This window comes from Ruegeria sp. CF1 (genome assembly GCF_056537445.1).
Genome location: NZ_JBQFRN010000001.1, coordinates 809,420 through 829,238, shown reverse-complemented (window position 1 = coordinate 829,238; position 19,819 = coordinate 809,420). Strand labels below are relative to the sequence as shown.

Genomic DNA, 19,819 nt, shown 5'->3' with positions numbered 1-19,819 from the left:
CTTAAATCAGCAAGATAGCTGTAATGACCTAAGTGCTCATTGGCATGTGTCTGGGGCTTTGGCCGATAGCTTTACTTTAATCTCGAAGTCTGGTGGCGATAACACCACTTCTCCTCGCAGGGGTTGGCAGCTTCTAGACTTGGCGCTAGCTTCACAAACAAGCATCCCGATAGGGGGCGCAACTAAGGGAGATACCACTATGAAAAAGATGTTGAGCGGTGCGGCTTTTGCCGCCCTGAGTGTGGCGCTTGTCACCGAAGCAGCCGCGACCGAATGGAATGCCTCGGTCTGGGGTAAGCGCCGCGCATTTACCGAGCATGTTGAGAAACTGGCTGAACTGGTGAACGAAAAAACCGGCGGCGATTTCACCATCAATGTTAGCTATGGCGGATTGTCGAAGCCCAAGGAAAACCTGGATGGAATCGAGATTGGCGCGTTCGAGATGGCGCAGTTCTGTGCGGGCTATCACCGCGATAAGAACCGCGCGATCACCGTTTTGGAACTGCCCTTCCTTGGCGTAAACACATTGGATGAAGAGGTGGCCGTCAGCCACGCAGTCTACGATCATCCAGCAGTCAAGGACGAGATGGCGCAGTGGAACGCGCGCATCATCATGACTTCACCGATGCCTCAATATAACCTTGTCGGTACCGGTGACCCTCGTGATGAGCTTGCCGAGTTCGACGGTATGCGCGTACGCGCAACTGGCGGTTTGGGGCAAGCATTTGAAGCAGTTGGTGGCGTACCTACGTCCGTGCCTGCGACCGAAGCCTACAATGCGATGGAATCTGGCGTGGTCGATACCGTGGCCTTCGCTCAGCATGCGCATTTGTCATTCGGGACGATCAACGAAGCTGACTGGTGGACGGCCAATCTGAATCCTGGAACGGTAAACTGTCCGGTGGTGGTGAATATCGACGCTTATGAAGCGCTGCCAGCCGAACATCGCGAAGCGCTGGACAGCTCGATTAATGAGGCTATCGATCACTATCTGGCCAACTACGGTGGACTGCTTGAAAAGTGGGATGGCGTGCTGGCAGAGAAAGGCGTTGAAAAGGTCGAGATTGACGATGCCGTGCTTGAGGAGTTTCGCGCCAAAGCCGCTGATCCTATTCGCGCGAAGTGGATCGAAGACATGACCGCCCAGGGTCTGCCTGCGCAGGATCTTTATGATCTTGTGCAATCGACGCTGCAACAGCAGCGCGGCGGTAACTGATCGCCACAGCCGGGTGTCATTAGGCACCCGGCATCTCCTTCAATCAAAGGAATGCTGAGATGGCAGGACATGCCTCGGTGCTTGAGGATGGCAGTCTTCTAAGCCGGTTGGATCACCGTTTGTTACGTCTAGAGCGTTTTATGGCGCTGATCAGCGGTTTCGCGGTTTTCGGGCTCATGGTGCTGGCTGTTGTGTCAGTCAGCGGCCGAAACGCCTTAAACGCGCCTTTGCCCGGATATGTTGACTGGATTGAACAGGCGATGCCCCTGATCGCGTTTCTGGGTATCTCGTTTGTGCAACGTGATGGCGGGCATATCCGAATGGATATCGTTATCTCGCGTCTGAAAGGGCGGGCGCTGTGGTTGTTCGAGCTGATCTCGGTTCTGTTGATACTGCTGCTGATGCTGGCGCTTGTTTGGGGTAGTTGGTCCCACTTTGACCGGTCCTTTGACTTCGGCGCTCCGATGTGGAGCCGCGACAGCTCGATTGATATCGGGATTCCTATTTGGCCAGCCAAGCTGCTGGCACCCGTTGCTTTTTCGGTGCTGTGCGCCCGGCTAATCTTGCAGGTCTGGGGCTATGGACGCGCCTTCATGCTGGGGCTCGAGGCACCGGTGGCCGTACCGCTGATACAGGATGCCGCCGCACAGGCTGCAGCCGAGGCCGAACAATTCGAAGGACGTAACTGACCCATGGACACGATTGATATCGGCCTTTGGGTCACTGCCGGACTGTTGGTTCTTGTCGTCACTGGCATGCGGGTGGCATTTGCTGCAGGTCTGGCAGGGTTGGTTGGCCTTGTTTGGATATTCTGGGCAAAGTTTGGGTATGATCCCGAGCGGTTTGGTAAGGCACTGACGGTGGCCGTCAAAACGGCTGGCCAGGTGCCACATTCCAAGGTGGCGTCTCATACGCTGAGCCTGATCCCAACATTCATCCTGATCGGCTATCTAGCCTACTACGCTGGCCTGACCCGCGCCTTGTTTGAGGCGGCAAAACGCTGGGTGGCATGGGTGCCTGGCGGGTTGGCCGTTTCAACGATTTTTGCGACCGCCGGTTTCGCCGCCGTATCAGGTGCATCGGTCGCCACATCAGCCGTCTTTGCGCGCATCGCCATCCCTGAAATGCTGGCCGTCGGGTATAATAAACGTTTCGCCGCCGGTGTGGTTGCCGCTGGCGGGACCTTGGCCTCGCTAATCCCCCCATCCGCGATCCTTGTGATTTACGCCATTATTGTCGAACAGGATGTGGGAAAACTGCTGCTCGCAGGCTTCATCCCCGGCGCGTTTTCGGCGGTGATCTATGGCTTACTGATCGTCGGTATCGCCGTGATCTTTAAGTCCGTCGGACCGCCGGTCACCGGGTTTACCTGGAAACAACGATTTGCTGCACTTCCGGGCGCACTGCCCATTGTGGCGGTGATCCTCATCATCATCTGCTTTGTCTATAACCCCTTCGGCGACAAGGCTTGGGGCACCCCGACCGAGGGCGGGGCCATCGGGGCCTTCATCGTGTTCTGCTTTGCCCTGATCCACGGCATGCGTTGGCCCGAGTTCAAATCGGCCTTGCTTGAAACCGCCAAACTGACCGCCATGATTTTCGCGATTATTTGGGGTGTTTTGATCTACGTGCGCTTTCTTGGTTTCGCAGATCTGCCGGGGGCGTTTTCCGACTGGATCACTTCGCTCGAAATGTCGCCTATGTTGATCCTCATTTGCATCCTGCTGGCCTACGCAGTGCTGGGCATGTTCATGGATGCGATCGGTATGTTGCTTTTGACACTTCCGGTTGTGTATCCCGCCGTTATGGCCCTGAACGGAGGCGAGGCCGTCAGCGCAGCAGACAGCGCCTTTGGTATGTCCGGGCCGATGTGTGCGATCTGGTTTGGTATCTTGGTGGTCAAAATGGCCGAGTTCTGCCTGATCACACCTCCTATTGGTCTAAACTGTTTTGTTGTCGCAGGCGTGAGGCCTGATCTTAGTGTTCAGGATGTCTTCAAAGGGGTAACGCCGTTCTTCATTGCCGATGCACTTACCATCGCACTGCTGGTGGCCTTTCCAGGGATTGTTCTATACCTGCCATCGCTTGCGGGATAAGAAAAAGCCCCGGCCAAAGGCCGGGGCACAGTTTTAGAAGTGCGGGTTCTTTATCCTGCCCGCATCAACATCCCAAACAGGTCCCTTGGGTCGTCAGGGTCTGCCAGCATATCCAATGCCTCATAGAAATCAGTGCCTTCAATCGCGCTTTTGATGTAACGTAGTGCCGAGAAGTCCTCGATCGCGAAGCCGACACTGTCGAACAACGTGATCTGTCGATCATCGGTGCGCCCTGTGGCTTGGCCGGTCAAAACTTCCCACATCTCGGTGACAGGGTGATCATCCTCCAGAGCCTGAATCTCACCTTCGATCCGCGTTTGTTCGGGGTACTCTACAAAGATCTCCGACCGCAAAAGAATGTCGCGGTGCAGTTCGGTCTTGCCGGGGCAATCCCCTCCGATCGCGTTGATGTGGACGCCGGGGCCAACCATGTTGTCGGTCAGGATGGTCGCGTATTTCTTATCGGCAGTGCAGGTCGTTATGATCTGAGCGCCTTCGATCGCGTCCTCAGGTGTTTTACATGGCACGACGGTCAGCCCTTTGCCCTGCAGATTGGCTGCACATTTCGCCGTCGCGTTCGGGTCTGTGTCGTAGAGTCGGACCGTATCGATCCCGCACATGGCTTTGAAGGCCAGGCACTGGAACTCGGATTGCGCGCCGTTTCCAATCATCGCCATCGTCGTTGCGGATTCGGGCGCGAGGTATCTGCCGACCAGCCCAGAGGTTGCCGCTGTCCGCAAAGCAGTCAACATCGTCATTTCGGTCAACAATGTCGGGTAACCGGTATAGACATCAGCCAGCAGGCCAAACGCGGTAACGGTCTGCAGGCCCTCAGACGTATTTTTGGGATGCCCGTTGACGTATTTGAACCCGTATGCCTCACCATCCGAGGTTGGCATCAATTCGATCACCCCATGTGGTGAGTGGGCCGGGATGCGGGGCGTTTTGTCAAAGCTCTCCCAGCGTTTAAAATCGGATTCGATCTGCGCGGCAATCTGCGTGATCATCTGTTCGACCCCGATGTGGTGGACCAGACGCATCATGTTGTCGACGGATACAAACGGCACGAGGGCCTTATCAGAAGGTTGCATCAAAGACTCCTATCGGCGGGAAAGATGGATACCAGCGATCATACAACGTACGGATCCACCGGCTGTTTCAATTGTGGGAACCGAGAGCGGCAGCGGAGTTGCACTGGCTTCGATGTTCGCGACTTGAGCAGGTGTAAGAGCCTGAAGCGCTCGGCTGGACAACGCCAGGACAAGACCATCATTGCCACTAAGCTCAATCGCGTTTCCTGCAAAATCTGCAATCTGCTCATGGGACAGATCGATGACAGTCCGCCCAGATTCTTCCAGCCGTGCCCGAACTGTTGCGCGGCGTTCCGGGTCGGAAATCATGTCCAAACAAATCAGCGCGTAGTGCGTCCCGATCCCCATCAGAACATTGGTGTGATAGACATCACGGCCTTCAGCGTCCTTTGCATCAAAGGCAATCGGCTCATAGTTGAAATGCGTACAGAAACGCTCCAACAACACCGGATCGGCGCGGTTGGATCGAACAGTGTAGGCAATACGGCCCACGTGATCCAGAACCATTGCGCCCGTGCCCTCAAGCGCGAGGTCGTCCTGTTCGAGGCCGGAATAGTCGATGACGTCTTGCACTCGATATTCCCGCTTCAGTAACTCAATTACATCTGAGCGTCTTTCGCGTCTGCGCGATGGAACGAACATCGGATAAACAGCGACATGACCGCCTGGATGGGTCGAAAACCAGTTGTTTGGGAACACGCTGTCGGGTGTGTCACGTTCGCCTTCGTCGTCAAACACATGAACGGTCACACCAGCAGCGCGAAGCTGTTCTACTGCTTTGTCATGCTCATCCCGCGCGGCAGCAGACGTCGCTGCAGCAGATCGATTTGCCAATGTTTGAAACGCATTGTCGTCGCGGGTCTCTGGATTTGACGCAAATGCATGGGGGCGCACCATCACGACAGCTGAAGGAGATTGAAGAGAAATCATCAGAAGCTCCGGGTTGGGCGATCGAAGATGCGACGACCCATAAGCGAGGCTGCAAGATCGACCATCAGTTTTGCGGTTCGGCCGCGCTCATCCAGGAATGGGTTCAGTTCAACTAGATCCAGCGAACAAACGAGACCGCTTTCATGCAGCAATTCCATGACCAGATGGGCCTCACGTTCGGTGGCACCGCCGGGGACAGTGGTGCCGACGGCTGGTGCGATCGACGGGTCAAGGAAATCTACATCCAGCGAGACATGCAGGATGCCGTTTGCTTCGCGCACTTTGTCAAGGAAGGCCAGTAGGGGTGTCTTGATCCCGTGCTCGTCGATGCTGCGCATATCGGCGAGCATCGCGTGATCTTTTTCCAATGCCGCGCGTTCGGCGGGATCGACCGAGCGCAAACCAATCATACCGACGCGATCCGTTGGGATCGGCGATATCAGCGGTGGAAAGGCGTCAAAGCCTGACTGGCCAGTGAAATAAGCGACCGGCGTTCCATGCAAATTGCCGCTGGCCGTACTGCTGGGCGTATGGAAATCACTATGTGCATCTAACCAGAGCACGAACAGAGGGCGCCCGATACGGTCCGCATGTGCCGCCATTCCTGCCACTGTGCCCATCGACAGGGCGTGATCACCGCCCATGAAAATGGGAAGGCCTTCAAGCGCGGCTTCCTGAGCCGTGCGGCTTAGCGCCTGTGTCCAGCCAACGCATTCCGGTAAAGAGAACAGATGGGTGTCTTCCGACATGTCGACGGCATCTGGTCGCGTGTCACCGATGTCCGACACAGAATGCCCGAGATCTGACAGCGCTTGGGCGAGACCCGCGACCCGATAGGCATCTGGACCCATCCGACAGCCTTGGCGGTGTTTGCCGGCATCCATCGGCGCTCCGGCGAGAATGATGTTCATTTTGCTCATAAGTCTATCTATCGATACGATATGAGTTGAGAAAAGAGATCAAATTGGTCAAAGTGAATTAGCTAATTCCGATTTGGTAATCACGCATGGACGAACTGGACAATCGCTTATTGAACGCACTGCACAGGGACGCTCGGGCATCGTTGTCGGAGCTGGCTGAACTGCTCGGAGTGACCCGAACAACCGTGCGCAGCCGACTAAAGCGGCTTCAGCAGTCTGGCGAAATCGTCGGCTTTACCGTTGTGACACGGCAGGGCGTATCGGAAAGCCCTGTTCGTGGATTGATGATGCTTGAGATCGCAGGCCGCGGGACCGAGCGGATCAGATCGCGGATCGCTGCGATGCGTCAGGTTCGGGCGGTGCACTCAACCAATGGAAGTTGGGATCTGATCGCAGAGATCGGAACCGATACACTGGATGAGCTTGATGAAGTCCTGTTCCAGATCCGTCGGATGGAGGGCGTTACACGATCTGAGACCAATCTGTTGCTCTCGACACGCAAGGGACGCTCGTGACGCGTTGGCCTAGGCCCTTTGCCGGATGGAAAATTCGTGCAAAGCTTTGAATTGACACTGATCTGAGGATCGCGGGGCAGGGGCGAACGGAATGACGACACAGCCGACAACGGAAGAGACACGCGCCGTACGTTTGGCCGAGTATGTGACAGGGCTGTTGGAAAAGCCGCTGGTCAAGATTGCGGTTCCGTTGCTGATTACAGGAATCGCGCTTGCGGTTCTGCATGACCTCTCTGCGCATGTGAAATGGTCAGATATCCAAAGCGATATCGCAGCGAAACCATGGAAATTCATGTTTTTTGCGATGTGCTGGACGGCTTTCAGTTTTCTGTCGCTTTCGTTCTACGATGTGCTTGCCGTGCAGAGCGTCGCCGATGGAAAAGTGCCTTTGCCCGTCGCAGGGATGGCCGGAGCAAGCGGCTATGCGGTATCGAACTGCCTGGGATTCTCCTATATCACCGGCACCGCGATCCGATACCGTATCTATGCGTCGCTGGGGCTTGATCTTGGCCGCGTGGCCGGGGTGATCGCGACCTCTTGGGTGGCGTTCTGGATGGGACTGATCCTGCTTTTGGGCCTGTTGCTTACAATACACCCGGATGGCATTTCCAAGGTCCTGCCGATCAGTGAAACGACGGAAACTGTGATCGGTCTGAGCATGTTGGCGGGGCTTGCGGTCTTGTTTGTCTGGCTTTCAAGCGGAGGGCGGCGATTGGCCTATGGCGGGTTTGGGTTCAACCTGCCGGGCGGCAAGCTGGCAAGTCTGCTGACAATCGCGGCGGTAGGCGATCTGTTCGGCGCTTCAATGGCGCTGTATGTGCTCATGCCGGACGATCTGGGGGTTGGCTACCCGTATTTCTTCGCGGTCTATATAGGCGCAATAGCGGTGGGTATCCTTAGCCATGCACCGGGTGGAATCGGTGTGTTCGAAGCCACTCTGATCGCTGGTCTAGGGGCGTCGGGCCGGTCTGATGTGATCGCTGCGCTTCTGCTCTACCGACTGGTCTATACGTTCCTTCCGTTTGCCATCGCCAGCCTGTCGATCGCGGTCGCGTCGGTGCTGACACAGCGCCATCGCATCGGGGGCGCGGTCACTTGGGTCTATCGCGCAATTCGCCCCATTGTCCCGATGGTGGCTGCCGGCGTCGCGGCTGTGGCAGGAGTTATCCTGTTGGTTTCAGGGGCTTTGCCTTCCAGTACGCAGAACCTTGGCGTACTGCGAGAGGTTTTGCCTTTGTCATTTGTCGAGGCATCTCATCTTGCAGGCAGCGCCGTGGGTGTCCTACTGCTACTTGTCTCACGTGGCCTATTCCGCAAGCTCTATCGGGCATGGGTTGTTGCCATGCTTTTGATGGTGGCAGGTTTCTTCGCCTCGCTCGCCAAAGGGCTTGATACGCATGAAGCCCTTTCATTGCTGTTCACGATTGGCCTTTTGGCGATGTTTCGGGGTGCGTTTTACCGGGTAAGCGGTGCATCTATCTTTCGGCTAAATATCCCTTGGCTGGTCAGCGTCGTCGCGTTGCTGGCGGTGATTTTCTGGATCGGATTGTTCGCTTATTCTCATGTCGAATATCAAAACGCGCTGTGGTGGGACTTTGCCTGGAGTGGAGACGCCTCGCGATTCCTGCGGTCCAGCCTCGTGGTGGCCGTGATCGTTGGCATCGTGGCGGTGAACTCGCTGTTCGGCCGTGAAATCCCCGCGCCGGTTAGGACTGAAATCCCCGAAGTTGTTGAACGGCTGGTGATGGAGTGCGAAGACACCGAATCTCAGATTTCACTGACGGGTGATAAGCAATTCCTGATCTCGCCTGACGAAACCGCATTCCTTGCCTATGCCGATACTGGCAATGCGCTGATCACCAAAGGAGAGCCTGTGGGTGATGAGCAAGCGGGGCAGCAACTGATCTGGCAATTGCGAGAAATGGCCGATCGCGAAGGCAAGCTTTGTGCGTTTTACAGTGTATCGACCAAATATCTGCCGACATTCCTGGACCTCGGCCTATCGATCCTGAAGATCGGAGAAGTGGCCCGCGTACCGCTGCAGAATTTCTCGCTGGACGGAAAATCGCGCAAACGGTTCCGGCAGGCGAAGAACAGGGCCGAGCGTGAGGGGTACAAGTTCGAAATTATTCCCAAGGAACAGCTTGCACCGGTGTTGCCCGAACTTCGTCAGATCTCGGACGATTGGTTGGCGCAAAAGGCAGGTGAGGAAAAGGGTTTTGCCTTGGGCGGCTTTGATGATGCCTACCTTTCTTATTTCGACCATGCGGTTCTGCGGGATGAGACGGGCAAGATCATGGCCTTTGCGAACCTGTTTCAAGGCGGAAACAAATCCGAACTGTCTCTGGATTTGATGCGTTATGAACCGGACAGCCCCAGCTTTGTCATGGATGCGCTGTTTGCTGAGATGATGGTCTGGGGGTCCGAGCAGGGATTCCACTGGTTCTCACTGGGCGCAGCGCCATTTTCAGGGATCGAAAACCGGCAGCTGGCCTCGCTTTGGAATCGGATCGGTGGGTTCGTTTATGAACATGGCGAACAATTCTACCACTTCGAAGGCCTGCGCGCCTTCAAGCAGAAATTCGATCCGGAATGGAGCCCCAACTATCTGGCCAGCCCCGGCGGGTTGGCCGCGCCACGTATCCTCTACGAAGTTAACATCCTGATCTCGGGTGGCCTGCGCGGGTTGACGAAATAGGCCTCAGTTCAAGCTGGCGCGTGTTGGCGTTTTCTCCAACAGATCACCCCAATCGGTGCGATAGGCCATCTCGGCCAGCACCGTCTCGGGTAGGAATTCCTGATTCTGCCGAATCTGCCAACCACCACCCAGACCTTTGTAGATCGCGACCAGATTCGAAGAGACCTCCTGCCGGGCCTCGATCAGGTTCGCCTGCGATCGTAATAGCGCGGTCTGCGTGTTCAGGATACGCGAATAGCTGGCGATGCCGTCTCGGTACTGATCGACCGCGATTTCAGCCGCCTTGCGCGAAGCTTCGACGCTGCGCTGATAAAAGGTGACCTGTTTGCGCGCCTGTGCGTAAGCAACCATCGCGCTTTCGACCTCGGAATACGCGGTTAGAACAGTATTCTGATAGTTGGCGATCAACGCTTGATAGGCGGCATCCTGCGCGCGGACATTGTTCTTGATGCGGCCATAATTCAGGACGTTCCAGACAACGCCTGCGCTAGCCAATCCTGTGGCGCTGTTGGTGCTGAACAGATCGCGCCCACCCGAGGCCTGCAAACCGATCGCGCCCGACAGAATGAACTGCGGATAGAGATCAGCTAACGCGATCCCGACCTGCGCCGATTGGGTGGCTGCCGCCAACTCGGCGGCGCGGACGTCAGGCCGTCGCCGCAGCAATTCGGCGGGCACACCAACGGCCACGTTGCTGCGCCCTGTTGGAATTCGGCCTGAATTGCCGATCAAGCCAGTCATCTGGGAAGGGGTTTTGCCCAACAGAACCGCCAGTGCGTTCTTGGCTTGTTGGATATCGCTTTCCAACTCGGGCACGAGTGCCTTGGTGTTGTTGAGCAGGGCAGTCGATTCCTGCACATCCAACTCGGTTGTAACGCCGTTGTTGAAGCGCAGCTGAGTGAGGTCTGCCGATGCCTGCTGAATCGTGATGTTTTCCCGCGCGATGCGCAGAGCCTCTTGCAACGAACGGATGTTGATATAAAGCGCCGCTACGTCCCCGGTCAGCGTGACCAGTGCGTCGTCATAATTAGCAACCTGCAGTGCCAGGTTCGATCGCGCGGCCTGTACGCCGCGACGTTGCTGGCCCCATACGTCCAGTTCCCATTGCGCATCAAACCCAACTTGCGAAGTCGAGAATTCGGTGTCCAAGGGAATAATCCGCCGGATGTCCGAAATCGGCCCAAGATTGTCGCTGATCTGTCGGCGTTGGAGCGAACCGCCCACGGCCTGCGATTGCGGGTAGAGCTCTCCGAATGCGATACCAAGCTGCGCGCGGGCCTGAAGTACGCGGGCACCTGCGACCTGTAAGGTCAGGTTCTGCGCATAGGCTTCGGCGATCAGCTTGTTCAGCGTCGGATCATTAAACGTTTCCCACCAGCGCACAACCGGAGCGCTGCGTGAGGTCAGGCCGCTCTGGCCCGCGCTGGGGTTGTTGACCTCCATCCATTGCTTCACGACCGGAGAGTTGGGGCGCACAAAATCAGGCCCCACTGGCGTACAGGCGGTGAGGGTAACGGCGCAAAGGGCAGTGCCTAACAACCGGCGGAGTGTCATCGTACGCATCCTCAGATATCCAGTGGCCGGATGAAGTTGGCGAAGGAATAGAGGCGAATGTTGATGCGCCTCAGAAATTCAAAGCTTTTTCCCATGCCGGTGTAAATCGCCACCGCAGCGTGGCCACCTGCAGGAAAAGTATGCCCCTCAGGCACATCGACCGAGATCTGAACAGCGATCCGACCGGGCAGTTTTGGCAGCTCAAAGCCGGGCAGGCGGCCTGAGGGCAAGTATTGGCCCTGACGTGTAGCCCACCAGACCGCCTCAACCTTGCCGGTCAGAATTTCTCCGGGATAGAGGTCCAGAGCAACTTCGACTGGTTGGCCGACCTCGACAAATTTCAGGTTCTGCTGGCGGAAAGTGGCTAGAATATAGGGGTCTTCTTCGGTGACAAAGCTGGCAATGGCACCCAGACGAATTTCCCCCACAACCATCCCCGGGCGGGCCTGTTGCGAAACGATCATGCCATTTTCGGGGGCATAGATCGTTGTGTTGTCGAGAAAATACTCGGCCTCGGCCAGCTGCGCCTCAGCCTCAATAATGCCGGTATTCACGCCGTCGATCTGCGAATCCAACGCAAGGTTGGCCTTCTCAAGATTGGCCTGAGCTTCCTTAATCTTCGCCTGATCTTCCGCGACCTGTTCGTTCCAGCGGTCTAGTTCATCCTGACGGGCACCTCCGGCGGGAACGAGATTCTCGTATCGCGCTTGCTCGGTCAGCGCATAGGCCAACTGCGCGTTTGCGCGTTCGACCGCTTCACCAGCGGCGATGACATCCTGTTCAAGGATCTTCGCGTTTTGCTGCGCCGCCACCAGCTGTGCATTCGCCTTGTCCACGGCCAGCGAAAACACCGTGTCGTCGAACTTATACAGCGGATCGCCCTTAGTGACCCAGGTGTTGGGCTCGACCAAAACCTCGGACAGGATTGTGGGCTGTGTCAGGCGCGGGACGATCTGGATGGTGGAGCGCACGACGTGGCTGTCGACGGAAAAGGGTTGAAAGAAGCGCAGCGCGACCAAAAAGATCAGCAGCAGATGAGCGCCGACCCAGAATGAGACGATCCCCCACATGATGTTGAATTTCAGCCATTGCACCTTGAAGAAGATGAACCAGACAAAAATAATGTAGAAAAGCGTGATGCCTAGGGCGACGAACATGAGTGCTGAATTCCTTTGGCCTTAGGCTTGCTTTGTTTCGTCGGTATCAAGTGGGTCCTGGTATTCCGGTTTGACGGTGCCTCCCAGACGCTTGATTTCATCCCTTATGGCCTTGCGTTCTTCATCAGGGCCGCGGCGCATGTCGACGGTGACGCCGTCGTGAAACGCCCAGATAAAGGCATGCACCCAAGGGACAATCGCTAAAAATCCCATCCATCCCATGATCTTGACCGCTTCGGCATGGGGGTGATTGCGTTTGATCGCGATACGTCCGGGCAGGCCCATTATGAATAGAAACAACGCCATCACCGCTGCCAGCAGCAAGATAAGTGCCACAAATGTCAGATAGTCATAGTAGCCCAGCGGCTGCCCCAAAAGTCCCATGCTCGCGCCTCCTGTTGTTGGAAACTGTTCCATCCTCGGGCGCTGTTGTCCAGCTAATCAATCACTTTCTGGCTGATCAGAAGGATGTATCAGCATTCAATAATTTTGGTGTTCCAATCTATGCACTTCTGATGGAGGTCGCCGGGTAGCGGTAGATCGGTATAAACCATATCAACATCGGATAATGAGGCGATGCGTGCGGGCGCGGTGCGCTGAAACTTTGAAGCATCCGCTACTAGGCTGATCTGCCGGGCTTGTTCAATGATAGTTTGACTGACCAGTACTTCTTGGAGATCGAAATCCATTAGATCCCCATCCGCATCCAATGCGGAACAGCCGATAATCGCGTGATCGAATTTGAACTGGCGGATGGTCGAGACCGCAAGATTCCCGACCAACCCACTATCTGATCTGCGCAGCACACCGCCTGCAACGACGATCTGGCAATCGGGGTTATCGGCCAGGATATTGGCGACGTTCATATTGTTGGTCACGACCATTAGGTTTTTGTGTTTCAGCAATTGGCGGGCAACGGCCTCGGTCGAGGTGCCTATGTTCATAAAGATCGAGCTGCCCTCGGGGATGTCGGCCGCGCAGCGTTCAGCGATGCGTGTCTTGGCTTCATGGTTCAGGGCGCGCCGGTCTTCGTATCCAATATTAGAAACGCCAGAACGCAGAACGGCACCCCCGTGAACCCGATCCAACTTACCAGCTTCTGACAGTTCAGTCAGGTCACGGCGAATGGTTTGAACCGTCACCTGAAAACGCTCGGCCAGCCCTTCGACAGTAACGCGGCCCTCTTTCTCGGCGACTAAAAGAATGTCCGATTGGCGAAATGATAGTGACATGGGCGGTCCTGAGTTCCGGAGTTTTCGTTTTTGTTCTAATTTTGCGGTTAAGCAAGGGAATTCGTTAGTTGCATTTATTAATATTCGTTGTTTCAGCTAAAACGAACATTATCGAAAAATAAAGTTGACGATACGAACCATCATGCTGCTAATGCGCTTGAAACTGCCACGTTGGGGAATCAATTGGATATGTCATCGGACAGCAGCCAAGTTACCGATCTTTTTGTGATCGGCGGGGGTATAAATGGGTGCGGTATCGCACGTGATGCGGCAGGTCGGGGCCTATCGGTCACCTTGGCTGAAATGAACGATCTGGCCTCGGCGACGTCGTCAGCCTCGACCAAACTGTTTCATGGCGGGCTACGGTACCTGGAATTTTTTGAATTTCGTTTGGTGCGTGAAGCGCTGGTCGAACGCGAGACCTTACTGCGCGCTATGCCCCATATCAGTTGGCCCATGCGTTTCGTGCTGCCCTATCACGCCGATATGCGTTTTGACTCTGAAACGCCGACCTCACGGTTGCTCAGTACGGTGATGCCATGGATGCGCGGGCGTCGTCCTGCCTGGCTAATACGGCTTGGCCTGTTTTTGTATGACAATCTGGGCGGTCGCAAAATCCTGCCGGGTACACGTTCGCTGAACCTGCGCGCGGCACCCGAGGGGGCTCCGCTGCAAGACAAATTTGAAACCGCCTATGAATACTCGGACTGCTGGGTCGAGGATTCGCGGCTGGTGGTTTTGAACGCCCGCGATGCCGAGGCACGCGGGGCCAAGATCATGGTCAGGACCGAGGTTCTTTCGGCTGAGCGGATCGATGAACTGTGGCAGGTTACGATCCGGGATCGGGATAGCGGCAAGACCGAAACCGTCCTTGCGAAGATGTTGATCAATGCGGGCGGACCTTGGGTAGGTGACATCATCCAGACCAAGATCCGGGTCAATTCCCGAGAAGGCGTCCGTCTGGTGCGTGGCAGCCATATCGTGACACCCAAGCTGTTTGACCATGACAAGTGCTATTTCTTTCAGGGCGAAGACGGGCGCATCATCTTTGCGATCCCGTACGAGCAGGATTTTACCTTGATCGGAACCACGGATCAGGATCATTCTGACCCCTCCGAGCCTCCGATTTGTACGGAGGCCGAGCAGGAGTATCTGTGCGCTTTCGCATCGAAATACTTCGCGAAGCCCGTTACCCGTGAAGATATTGTCTGGACCTATTCAGGCGTCCGTCCGCTATATGATGACGGCGCCAGCAGTGCCACGGCGGCTACCCGCGATTACACGCTGAAAGTTGATGCCGAGAGCGGGGCTCCGGTGTTGAATGTCTTTGGTGGTAAAATCACCACCTACAGACGCCTCGCGGAAAGCGCGCTGGAGAAGATTGGAGAACATTTCCCAGATCTTGGCGGACCATGGACCGCAGGCGTCCCATTGCCCGGCGGGGATTTTCCGGTCGACGGCGTGCAGGATTTGATCGGGAAACTGATAGCGGAGTACCCGTTCCTGACCGATTTTTGGGCCCGTCGATTGATCCGGGCCTATGGCACCGAGACCTGGGACCTTCTGGGTCCAGCAAAAGATCAGAGCGATCTGGGTGACGATTTCGGCGCGACATTGACCGAGGCCGAACTGGTTTGGCTGATGGACAAGGAATACGCGCGCACCGCTCAGGATGTCGTGTGGCGGCGCAATAAGCTGGGTCTAAGGCTCAGCCTCGAGCAGATCGGCCGGATAGACGACTGGATGGCCAAACAGTTAACTGACTAGCGCGCGGATCGGTTGATCCGTGCAAAAAAAAAGAAACGCCCCGCAGATGTGCGGGGCGTATTTCGATTTCAATGCGGGTCTTACGCGGCTTCTTCTGACGGTTCCGGGTCGTTCTTGCTGCCTTTGACCCATTCGCGCAGGCTCTGCATCACAGCGTACAGGACGGGAACCAGAATGACCCCGAACAGAGTGGCTGCCAGCATACCGCCGAACACGGCAACGCCGATGGCCTTCTGGCTGGCAGCTCCGGCCCCATTCGCGGCCAGCAGGGGAACCACGCCCAAAAGGAAGGACAGGGCGGTCATCATCACAGCGCGGAAACGCTGATATGCGGCTTCGGCCGCGGCCTCCTTGATTGACAGCCCCTTGGCCCTTTGCTCCATCGCGAATTCGACGATCAGAATCCCGTTCTTTGACGCAAGCCCGACAAGCATGATCATCCCGATCTGCGTGTAGAGGTTGATGTCGCTGCCAACGATTGCCACCGCTGCGACGGCACCGAACAAGGCCACGGTCACCGACATTAGGATCGAAACGGGCATCGTCCAACTTTCATATTGGCCGACAAGGAACAGGTACCCAAACAGGATCGCCAACCCAAGGATCACCACGACCAGACCGCCCGAGGCCAGCTGCTGCTGCGCCGTCCCGGTCCATTCGTAGGCATAGCCGGGGGGCAGGGCGGTCGCGGACTCCTCGGTCATGACATTGATGGCGTCCCCGGTGGAGAGCCCCGGTGCCGGAACCGCTGTTACAGTGGCCGAGCGGAACAGGTTATGCCGCTTTAGCAGGACCGGACCCAGCACGTTCTCGATATCGATCAGCGTGCCAAGCGGTACCATCTCACCTTTGGTGGAACGTACATAAAGCTCTGAGATATCATCGACCTTATTCCGATACGAGCCTTCGGCCTGGATCATTACGCGGTAGACACGACCAAACAGGTTGAAATCATTTACGTAATACGAGCCAAGCTGCGCTTGCATGGTCTGGAAAATCTCGGCCACCGAGACTTGCAGAGTTTTGGCCTTTTCCCGATCCAGATCGACAAACAATTGCGGCACGTTCGCGCGGAAGGTGGTGTAGGCCTGCGCGATCTCAGGACGCTGGTTTGCGGCATAGACATACGACCCAACGGCCGAGGCCAGATCCTGCGGCGAGCCGCCACCGGTCTGCTGCACTTCCATTTCAACCCCTGCAGACATACCAAGGCCCTGAATGGGTGGCGGGTTGAACGCAACAATCGATGCGGCAGACTCACCATATGCAATCGCCAGAACCTGGTTCAGGATCGCATCCGCACTGAGCTCGGGTTCCTGCCGCTCTTCCCAGTTGGTCAGGTTGACAAAGATGGCTGCGCCATTGGTAGTGGTCCCGTTCAACAGCGAGAACCCATTGACCAGAACGGTACTGGATACGCCGGAGATCTGTTGAATCTGTTCATCGATCCGCGCAGAAACCGCCTCGGTCCGTTCAAGCGTCGCCGCGTCGGGAAGCTGGATATCGACGAACAGATATCCATTATCTTCCAGCGGAATGAACCCTTTGGACGTGTTGCCCATAATGGTCCCAGTGCCTGCTGCGAACGCCGCAATGATCCCAAGCGAAATGACGGGCAGGATCAACAGCTTTCGCACAATGGCGACATAGCCGCTGCGCATGCCGCCGATAAATTTCTCGAACACAGCCAGCAGCCCTTTGGGTGGCCCTGAGCGTGGCTGCAAGACCAACCCGCACAATGCCGGAGACAAGGTCAACGCGTTGATCGACGAGATCACAACAGCGGTCGAGATCGTGACGGCAAACTGCGAATACAATCGCCCGGATATGCCGGGCATGAACGTCACCGGCACGAACACGGCCAGAAGCACCAGCGTGGTTGCGATGACAGGGCCGGTGATCTGGCCCATGGCCTTGCGGGTTGCCTCGGCAGGGGAAAGGCCTTCGTCGGCGATGATACGCTCGACGTTTTCCACCACAACGATCGCGTCATCCACAACGATCCCGATGGCCAGCACAAGCGCGAACAGAGAGATCGTGTTCAGCGACATGCCAAAAGCCAGCAGGAAGGCAAATGTCCCGATCAATGAAACCGGAATGGCCACCGCTGGAATGATCGTCGCCCGCCAACTGCCAAGGAAGATGAACACAACTGTGATCACCAATATGAATGTCAGGATGAGGGTCGAGACCACGTCATTGAGCGACTGTTCCACGAAATCCGTCGTATTGAATGGAACATCGTATTCGACATCAGTGGGAAAGGATCGTGACAGGCGCTCAAGTTCGGCCTCAACACGTTCGGACACCGCAAGGGCGTTTGCGCCGGGGGCCTGATAGATGCCGATAACGGTCGCAGGAACGCTTTCGAAATAGCCCGAGGCGGAATAGAACTGCGCCCCCAATTCAACCCGCGCAATGTCTTTGACGCGCACAATCGCACCGGCTTCGCCTGTACGGATTACAATATCTCCGAATTCATCGGCCGAGGTCAGGCGGCCTTTGGTCTTGATCGTGTACTGAAAGGTTTGTCCTTCAGGCACAGGAGGCGACCCGATTGAGCCCGCAGAGACTTCGATATTCTGTTCGCGGATGGCATTGATCACATCACCCGGAGTGATTGACAGCGCGGCCATCTTGTCCGGATCCATCCAGATCCGCATGGCGTATTCCAGATTGGTCAGAACATCCGCTTTACCCACGCCCTGAACCCGCGCCAGAGCGTCTTTCAAGTTGATTGAGGCATAGTTCGACAGGAACACACTGTCATATGTGCCATTGGGCGAGGTCAGCGTGACCAGCAACAACATGTTGGTTGACGCTTTTTGCGTGACAACACCGGATGAAGTCACTTCGGACGGCAGCGATGCCATCGCCTGTGCCACACGGTTCTGTACGTTGACCGAGGCGATATCGGGGTCGGTGCCCACCTCGAACGTAACGTTCAACGAATACGAACCGTTATCCGATGAGGTCGACGTCATGTAGATCATGTCGTCCACACCGTTGACCTGCGCCTCGATCGGGGCGGCCACGGTGTTTTCCACGGTTTCGGCATTTGCACCTGTATAGGTGGCCGTTACGCTGACCACCGGCGGCGTGATATCGGGAAACTGCGCAACCGGCAGAACCAGATAACCGATCCCGCCCAAAATGGTCAGGACCAGCGAAATGACAAGCGCCAGCTTGGGCCGGCTGATAAACAGGGCTGAGAACATCAGTTATTCTCCGGCTGCTCGGACGCAACGACTGCATCAACGGCGACGCCGGGGCGCACGCGTTGCAGGCCTTCGACGATGACGCTTTCGCCTTCGCGCAGGCCATCTGTGACGATAATCGCCGAATCCACGGTATCTCCGGTTGTGATATAGCGTTGTTCAACCATCTGCTTGTCATTGACGACCAGAACGAATTCGCCGCGCTGATCACGCTGCAGCGCTGCTTGAGGGATCAATACCTGCAGCGTCGGCTCAAGCGCTTCGATCTGAACGTTCACGAAGGCACCATCAACGAGCAGACGCTTGGCATTGTCGAATTGAGCCGTGATCGTAATGGCGCCGGTCAGCGGATCTATGCGGTTGTCGACAAAAATGATTTCGCCGGTTTCATCCAGCTCAGTACCGTTCGGCAGAGTCACATGAACATTCGGGCTTTGGCTGCTTTCAGCTAGCGTGGCCGGGTCTTCGCCAAATTGTTCAAGAACCGACGTGAACTGCTTCTCATTCAACGAAAAATTCACATAGATGGGGGCTTCGCTGACCAGGGTGACAAGCGGCGGATTGTTGGGGCCCACAACATCACCGACACTGGTTTCCACGCGGCCGATGCGGCCCGAAAACGGGGCGTGGATCTGTGTGTAGCTCAGATCAAGCTCGGCCTGTTGGATCGCTGCATTGGCGGCTTTGACCTCGGCCTCGGCGACCAGTTCATTGGCTCGGGCAATGTCACGTTCTGATTCCGGTGTAGCGTCGCGCTTATACAGCTCTTCCTTGCGGGCGAGATCGACTTTGGCCAGTTCAAGGTTTGCCTGCGCCCGATCCAGATCGGCTTTACGCGCCTCAAGCGTGGCTTCGTAAAGATCAGGTTCGATCGTGAATAGCAGGTCATCCTCATTCACCGGAGAGCCATCGTCGACGTTCTGGCTGTCCAGGAAACCACTGACGCGCGCGATAATATCGACCTTGTCGATTGCCTCGGCCCGTCCAATGAAGGTGGCCTGATCGGTGATCTCTTCGGTATAAGCTGCGGCGATCGACACCTTGGGCGCAGGGGCATCACCCTGATCCTGCGCGACCGCTATCTGAGGCAGGCTGGAACATGCAAACAAAGCGGCAGAAACGCCTAGTGCCCTGAAATAGCCGCGTGGGCGGAGTGCTGGCTTCTTAAATGCAAGGGACATGTTGGCGCCTCGTTCAAAGTAAAGATTGCACAACCGGGCAACAGAAACCCCCGGATGAGTCGATTGATTTTATAGGCAGGATGGCGGGTTTGACGCAGTTTCTCAAGCGTGTTGAGGTAATGCGTTGGCAAGAATCGACCCGAAATTTCTTTCCAGTCTGCAGACTTAGCCTGCATCCGCAGGCGTTTACCTGCCCGATGACAATAGGGGCGGGCGAATTTTCTCTGCCAAAAACCAGCAGCGG

At 56.3% G+C, this 19,819-nt stretch carries 15 protein-coding genes; 6 read left to right on the top strand and 9 right to left on the bottom strand.

The window, feature by feature from the left end; all coding sequences use genetic code 11:
- Window positions 1-199 precede the first annotated feature (199 nt).
- Genes ACRZ96_RS04160 through ACRZ96_RS04150 form a run of 3 tightly spaced genes read left to right on the top strand, consistent with a single transcriptional unit; the run spans window position 200 to window position 3,312 of the window.
- A complete protein-coding gene (locus tag ACRZ96_RS04160; protein WP_480814256.1) occupies window positions 200-1,216 on the top strand; it encodes a C4-dicarboxylate TRAP transporter substrate-binding protein in 1,017 nt (338 codons plus the stop codon).
- Between the two features lie 59 nt (window positions 1,217-1,275).
- Window positions 1,276-1,905: a TRAP transporter small permease subunit gene (locus ACRZ96_RS04155; protein ID WP_480814255.1), complete on the top strand. Its 630-nt coding sequence runs from the start codon at window positions 1,276-1,278 to the stop codon at window positions 1,903-1,905.
- Between the two features lie 3 nt (window positions 1,906-1,908).
- A complete protein-coding gene (locus ACRZ96_RS04150) occupies window positions 1,909-3,312 on the top strand; it encodes a TRAP transporter large permease (protein WP_170393344.1) in 1,404 nt (467 codons plus the stop codon).
- A gap of 50 nt (window positions 3,313-3,362) precedes the next feature.
- Here ACRZ96_RS04150 and ACRZ96_RS04145 read toward each other — a convergent pair whose 3' ends face one another.
- From ACRZ96_RS04145 to rocF, 3 genes are read right to left on the bottom strand one after another with little or no spacing between them, the layout of a single operon-like run.
- Complete coding sequence (locus ACRZ96_RS04145) at window positions 3,363-4,406, bottom strand: ornithine cyclodeaminase (protein WP_480704589.1); 1,044 nt, start codon at window positions 4,404-4,406, stop codon at window positions 3,363-3,365.
- A 6-nt stretch (window positions 4,407-4,412) separates the two neighbouring features.
- Window positions 4,413-5,333, bottom strand: coding sequence for a citrulline utilization hydrolase CtlX (ctlX, locus tag ACRZ96_RS04140; protein WP_480704591.1), 921 nt, complete (start codon window positions 5,331-5,333; stop codon window positions 4,413-4,415).
- Window positions 5,333-6,253: an arginase gene (gene rocF / locus ACRZ96_RS04135; protein WP_170801112.1), complete on the bottom strand. Its 921-nt coding sequence runs from the start codon at window positions 6,251-6,253 to the stop codon at window positions 5,333-5,335. The genes ctlX and rocF overlap by 1 nt, the downstream gene beginning before the upstream one ends.
- An 86-nt stretch (window positions 6,254-6,339) precedes the next feature.
- On the opposite strand from rocF, the gene ACRZ96_RS04130 reads away from it, so the two are divergent.
- Window positions 6,340-6,768 carry an Lrp/AsnC family transcriptional regulator gene (locus ACRZ96_RS04130; RefSeq protein ID WP_170393340.1) on the top strand — a complete coding sequence of 143 codons (429 nt, stop codon included), beginning with the start codon at window positions 6,340-6,342 and terminating at the stop codon, window positions 6,766-6,768.
- Between the two features lie 91 nt (window positions 6,769-6,859).
- Window positions 6,860-9,466, top strand: coding sequence for a bifunctional lysylphosphatidylglycerol flippase/synthetase MprF (gene mprF, locus ACRZ96_RS04125; protein ID WP_480704594.1), 2,607 nt, complete (start codon window positions 6,860-6,862; stop codon window positions 9,464-9,466).
- 3 nt (window positions 9,467-9,469) lie between these two features.
- On the opposite strand, the gene ACRZ96_RS04120 is transcribed toward mprF, so the two are convergent.
- The 4 genes from ACRZ96_RS04120 to ACRZ96_RS04105 all read right to left on the bottom strand — a co-directional run bounded on the left by ACRZ96_RS04120 (window position 9,470) and on the right by ACRZ96_RS04105 (window position 13,409).
- The gene (locus ACRZ96_RS04120; RefSeq protein WP_480704595.1) at window positions 9,470-11,020 is read right to left on the bottom strand and encodes an efflux transporter outer membrane subunit; all 1,551 of its coding nucleotides are present in this window, start codon (window positions 11,018-11,020) and stop codon (window positions 9,470-9,472) included.
- Window positions 11,021-11,031: 11 nt separating this feature from the next.
- Entirely contained in the window at window positions 11,032-12,177 is a 1,146-nt protein-coding gene (locus tag ACRZ96_RS04115) for an HlyD family secretion protein (protein WP_170393337.1), read from the bottom strand.
- Window positions 12,178-12,198: 21 nt separating this feature from the next.
- Window positions 12,199-12,561, bottom strand: a complete 363-nt coding sequence (locus tag ACRZ96_RS04110; protein ID WP_170393336.1) for a DUF3302 domain-containing protein — start codon at window positions 12,559-12,561, stop codon at window positions 12,199-12,201.
- Between the two features lie 89 nt (window positions 12,562-12,650).
- Window positions 12,651-13,409, bottom strand: coding sequence for a DeoR/GlpR family DNA-binding transcription regulator (locus ACRZ96_RS04105; protein WP_170563120.1), 759 nt, complete (start codon window positions 13,407-13,409; stop codon window positions 12,651-12,653).
- A gap of 189 nt (window positions 13,410-13,598) precedes the next feature.
- Between ACRZ96_RS04105 and glpD the strand changes: the two genes are divergently transcribed.
- Window positions 13,599-15,176 (top strand): glycerol-3-phosphate dehydrogenase, encoded by a 1,578-nt coding sequence (glpD, locus tag ACRZ96_RS04100; protein ID WP_480814254.1) that lies wholly within the window; start codon window positions 13,599-13,601, stop codon window positions 15,174-15,176.
- Between the two features lie 80 nt (window positions 15,177-15,256).
- On the opposite strand, the gene ACRZ96_RS04095 is transcribed toward glpD, so the two are convergent.
- Together ACRZ96_RS04095 and ACRZ96_RS04090 are read right to left on the bottom strand one after the other, a co-directional pair.
- Window positions 15,257-18,394 carry an efflux RND transporter permease subunit gene (locus ACRZ96_RS04095; RefSeq protein ID WP_480771379.1) on the bottom strand — a complete coding sequence of 1,046 codons (3,138 nt, stop codon included), beginning with the start codon at window positions 18,392-18,394 and terminating at the stop codon, window positions 15,257-15,259.
- On the bottom strand, window positions 18,394-19,575 hold the full coding sequence (locus tag ACRZ96_RS04090) for an efflux RND transporter periplasmic adaptor subunit (protein WP_170393332.1): 1,182 nt from the start codon (window positions 19,573-19,575) through the stop codon (window positions 18,394-18,396). Before ACRZ96_RS04090 ends, ACRZ96_RS04095 begins: the two co-directional genes overlap by 1 nt.
- Window positions 19,576-19,819: the final 244 nt, after the last annotated feature.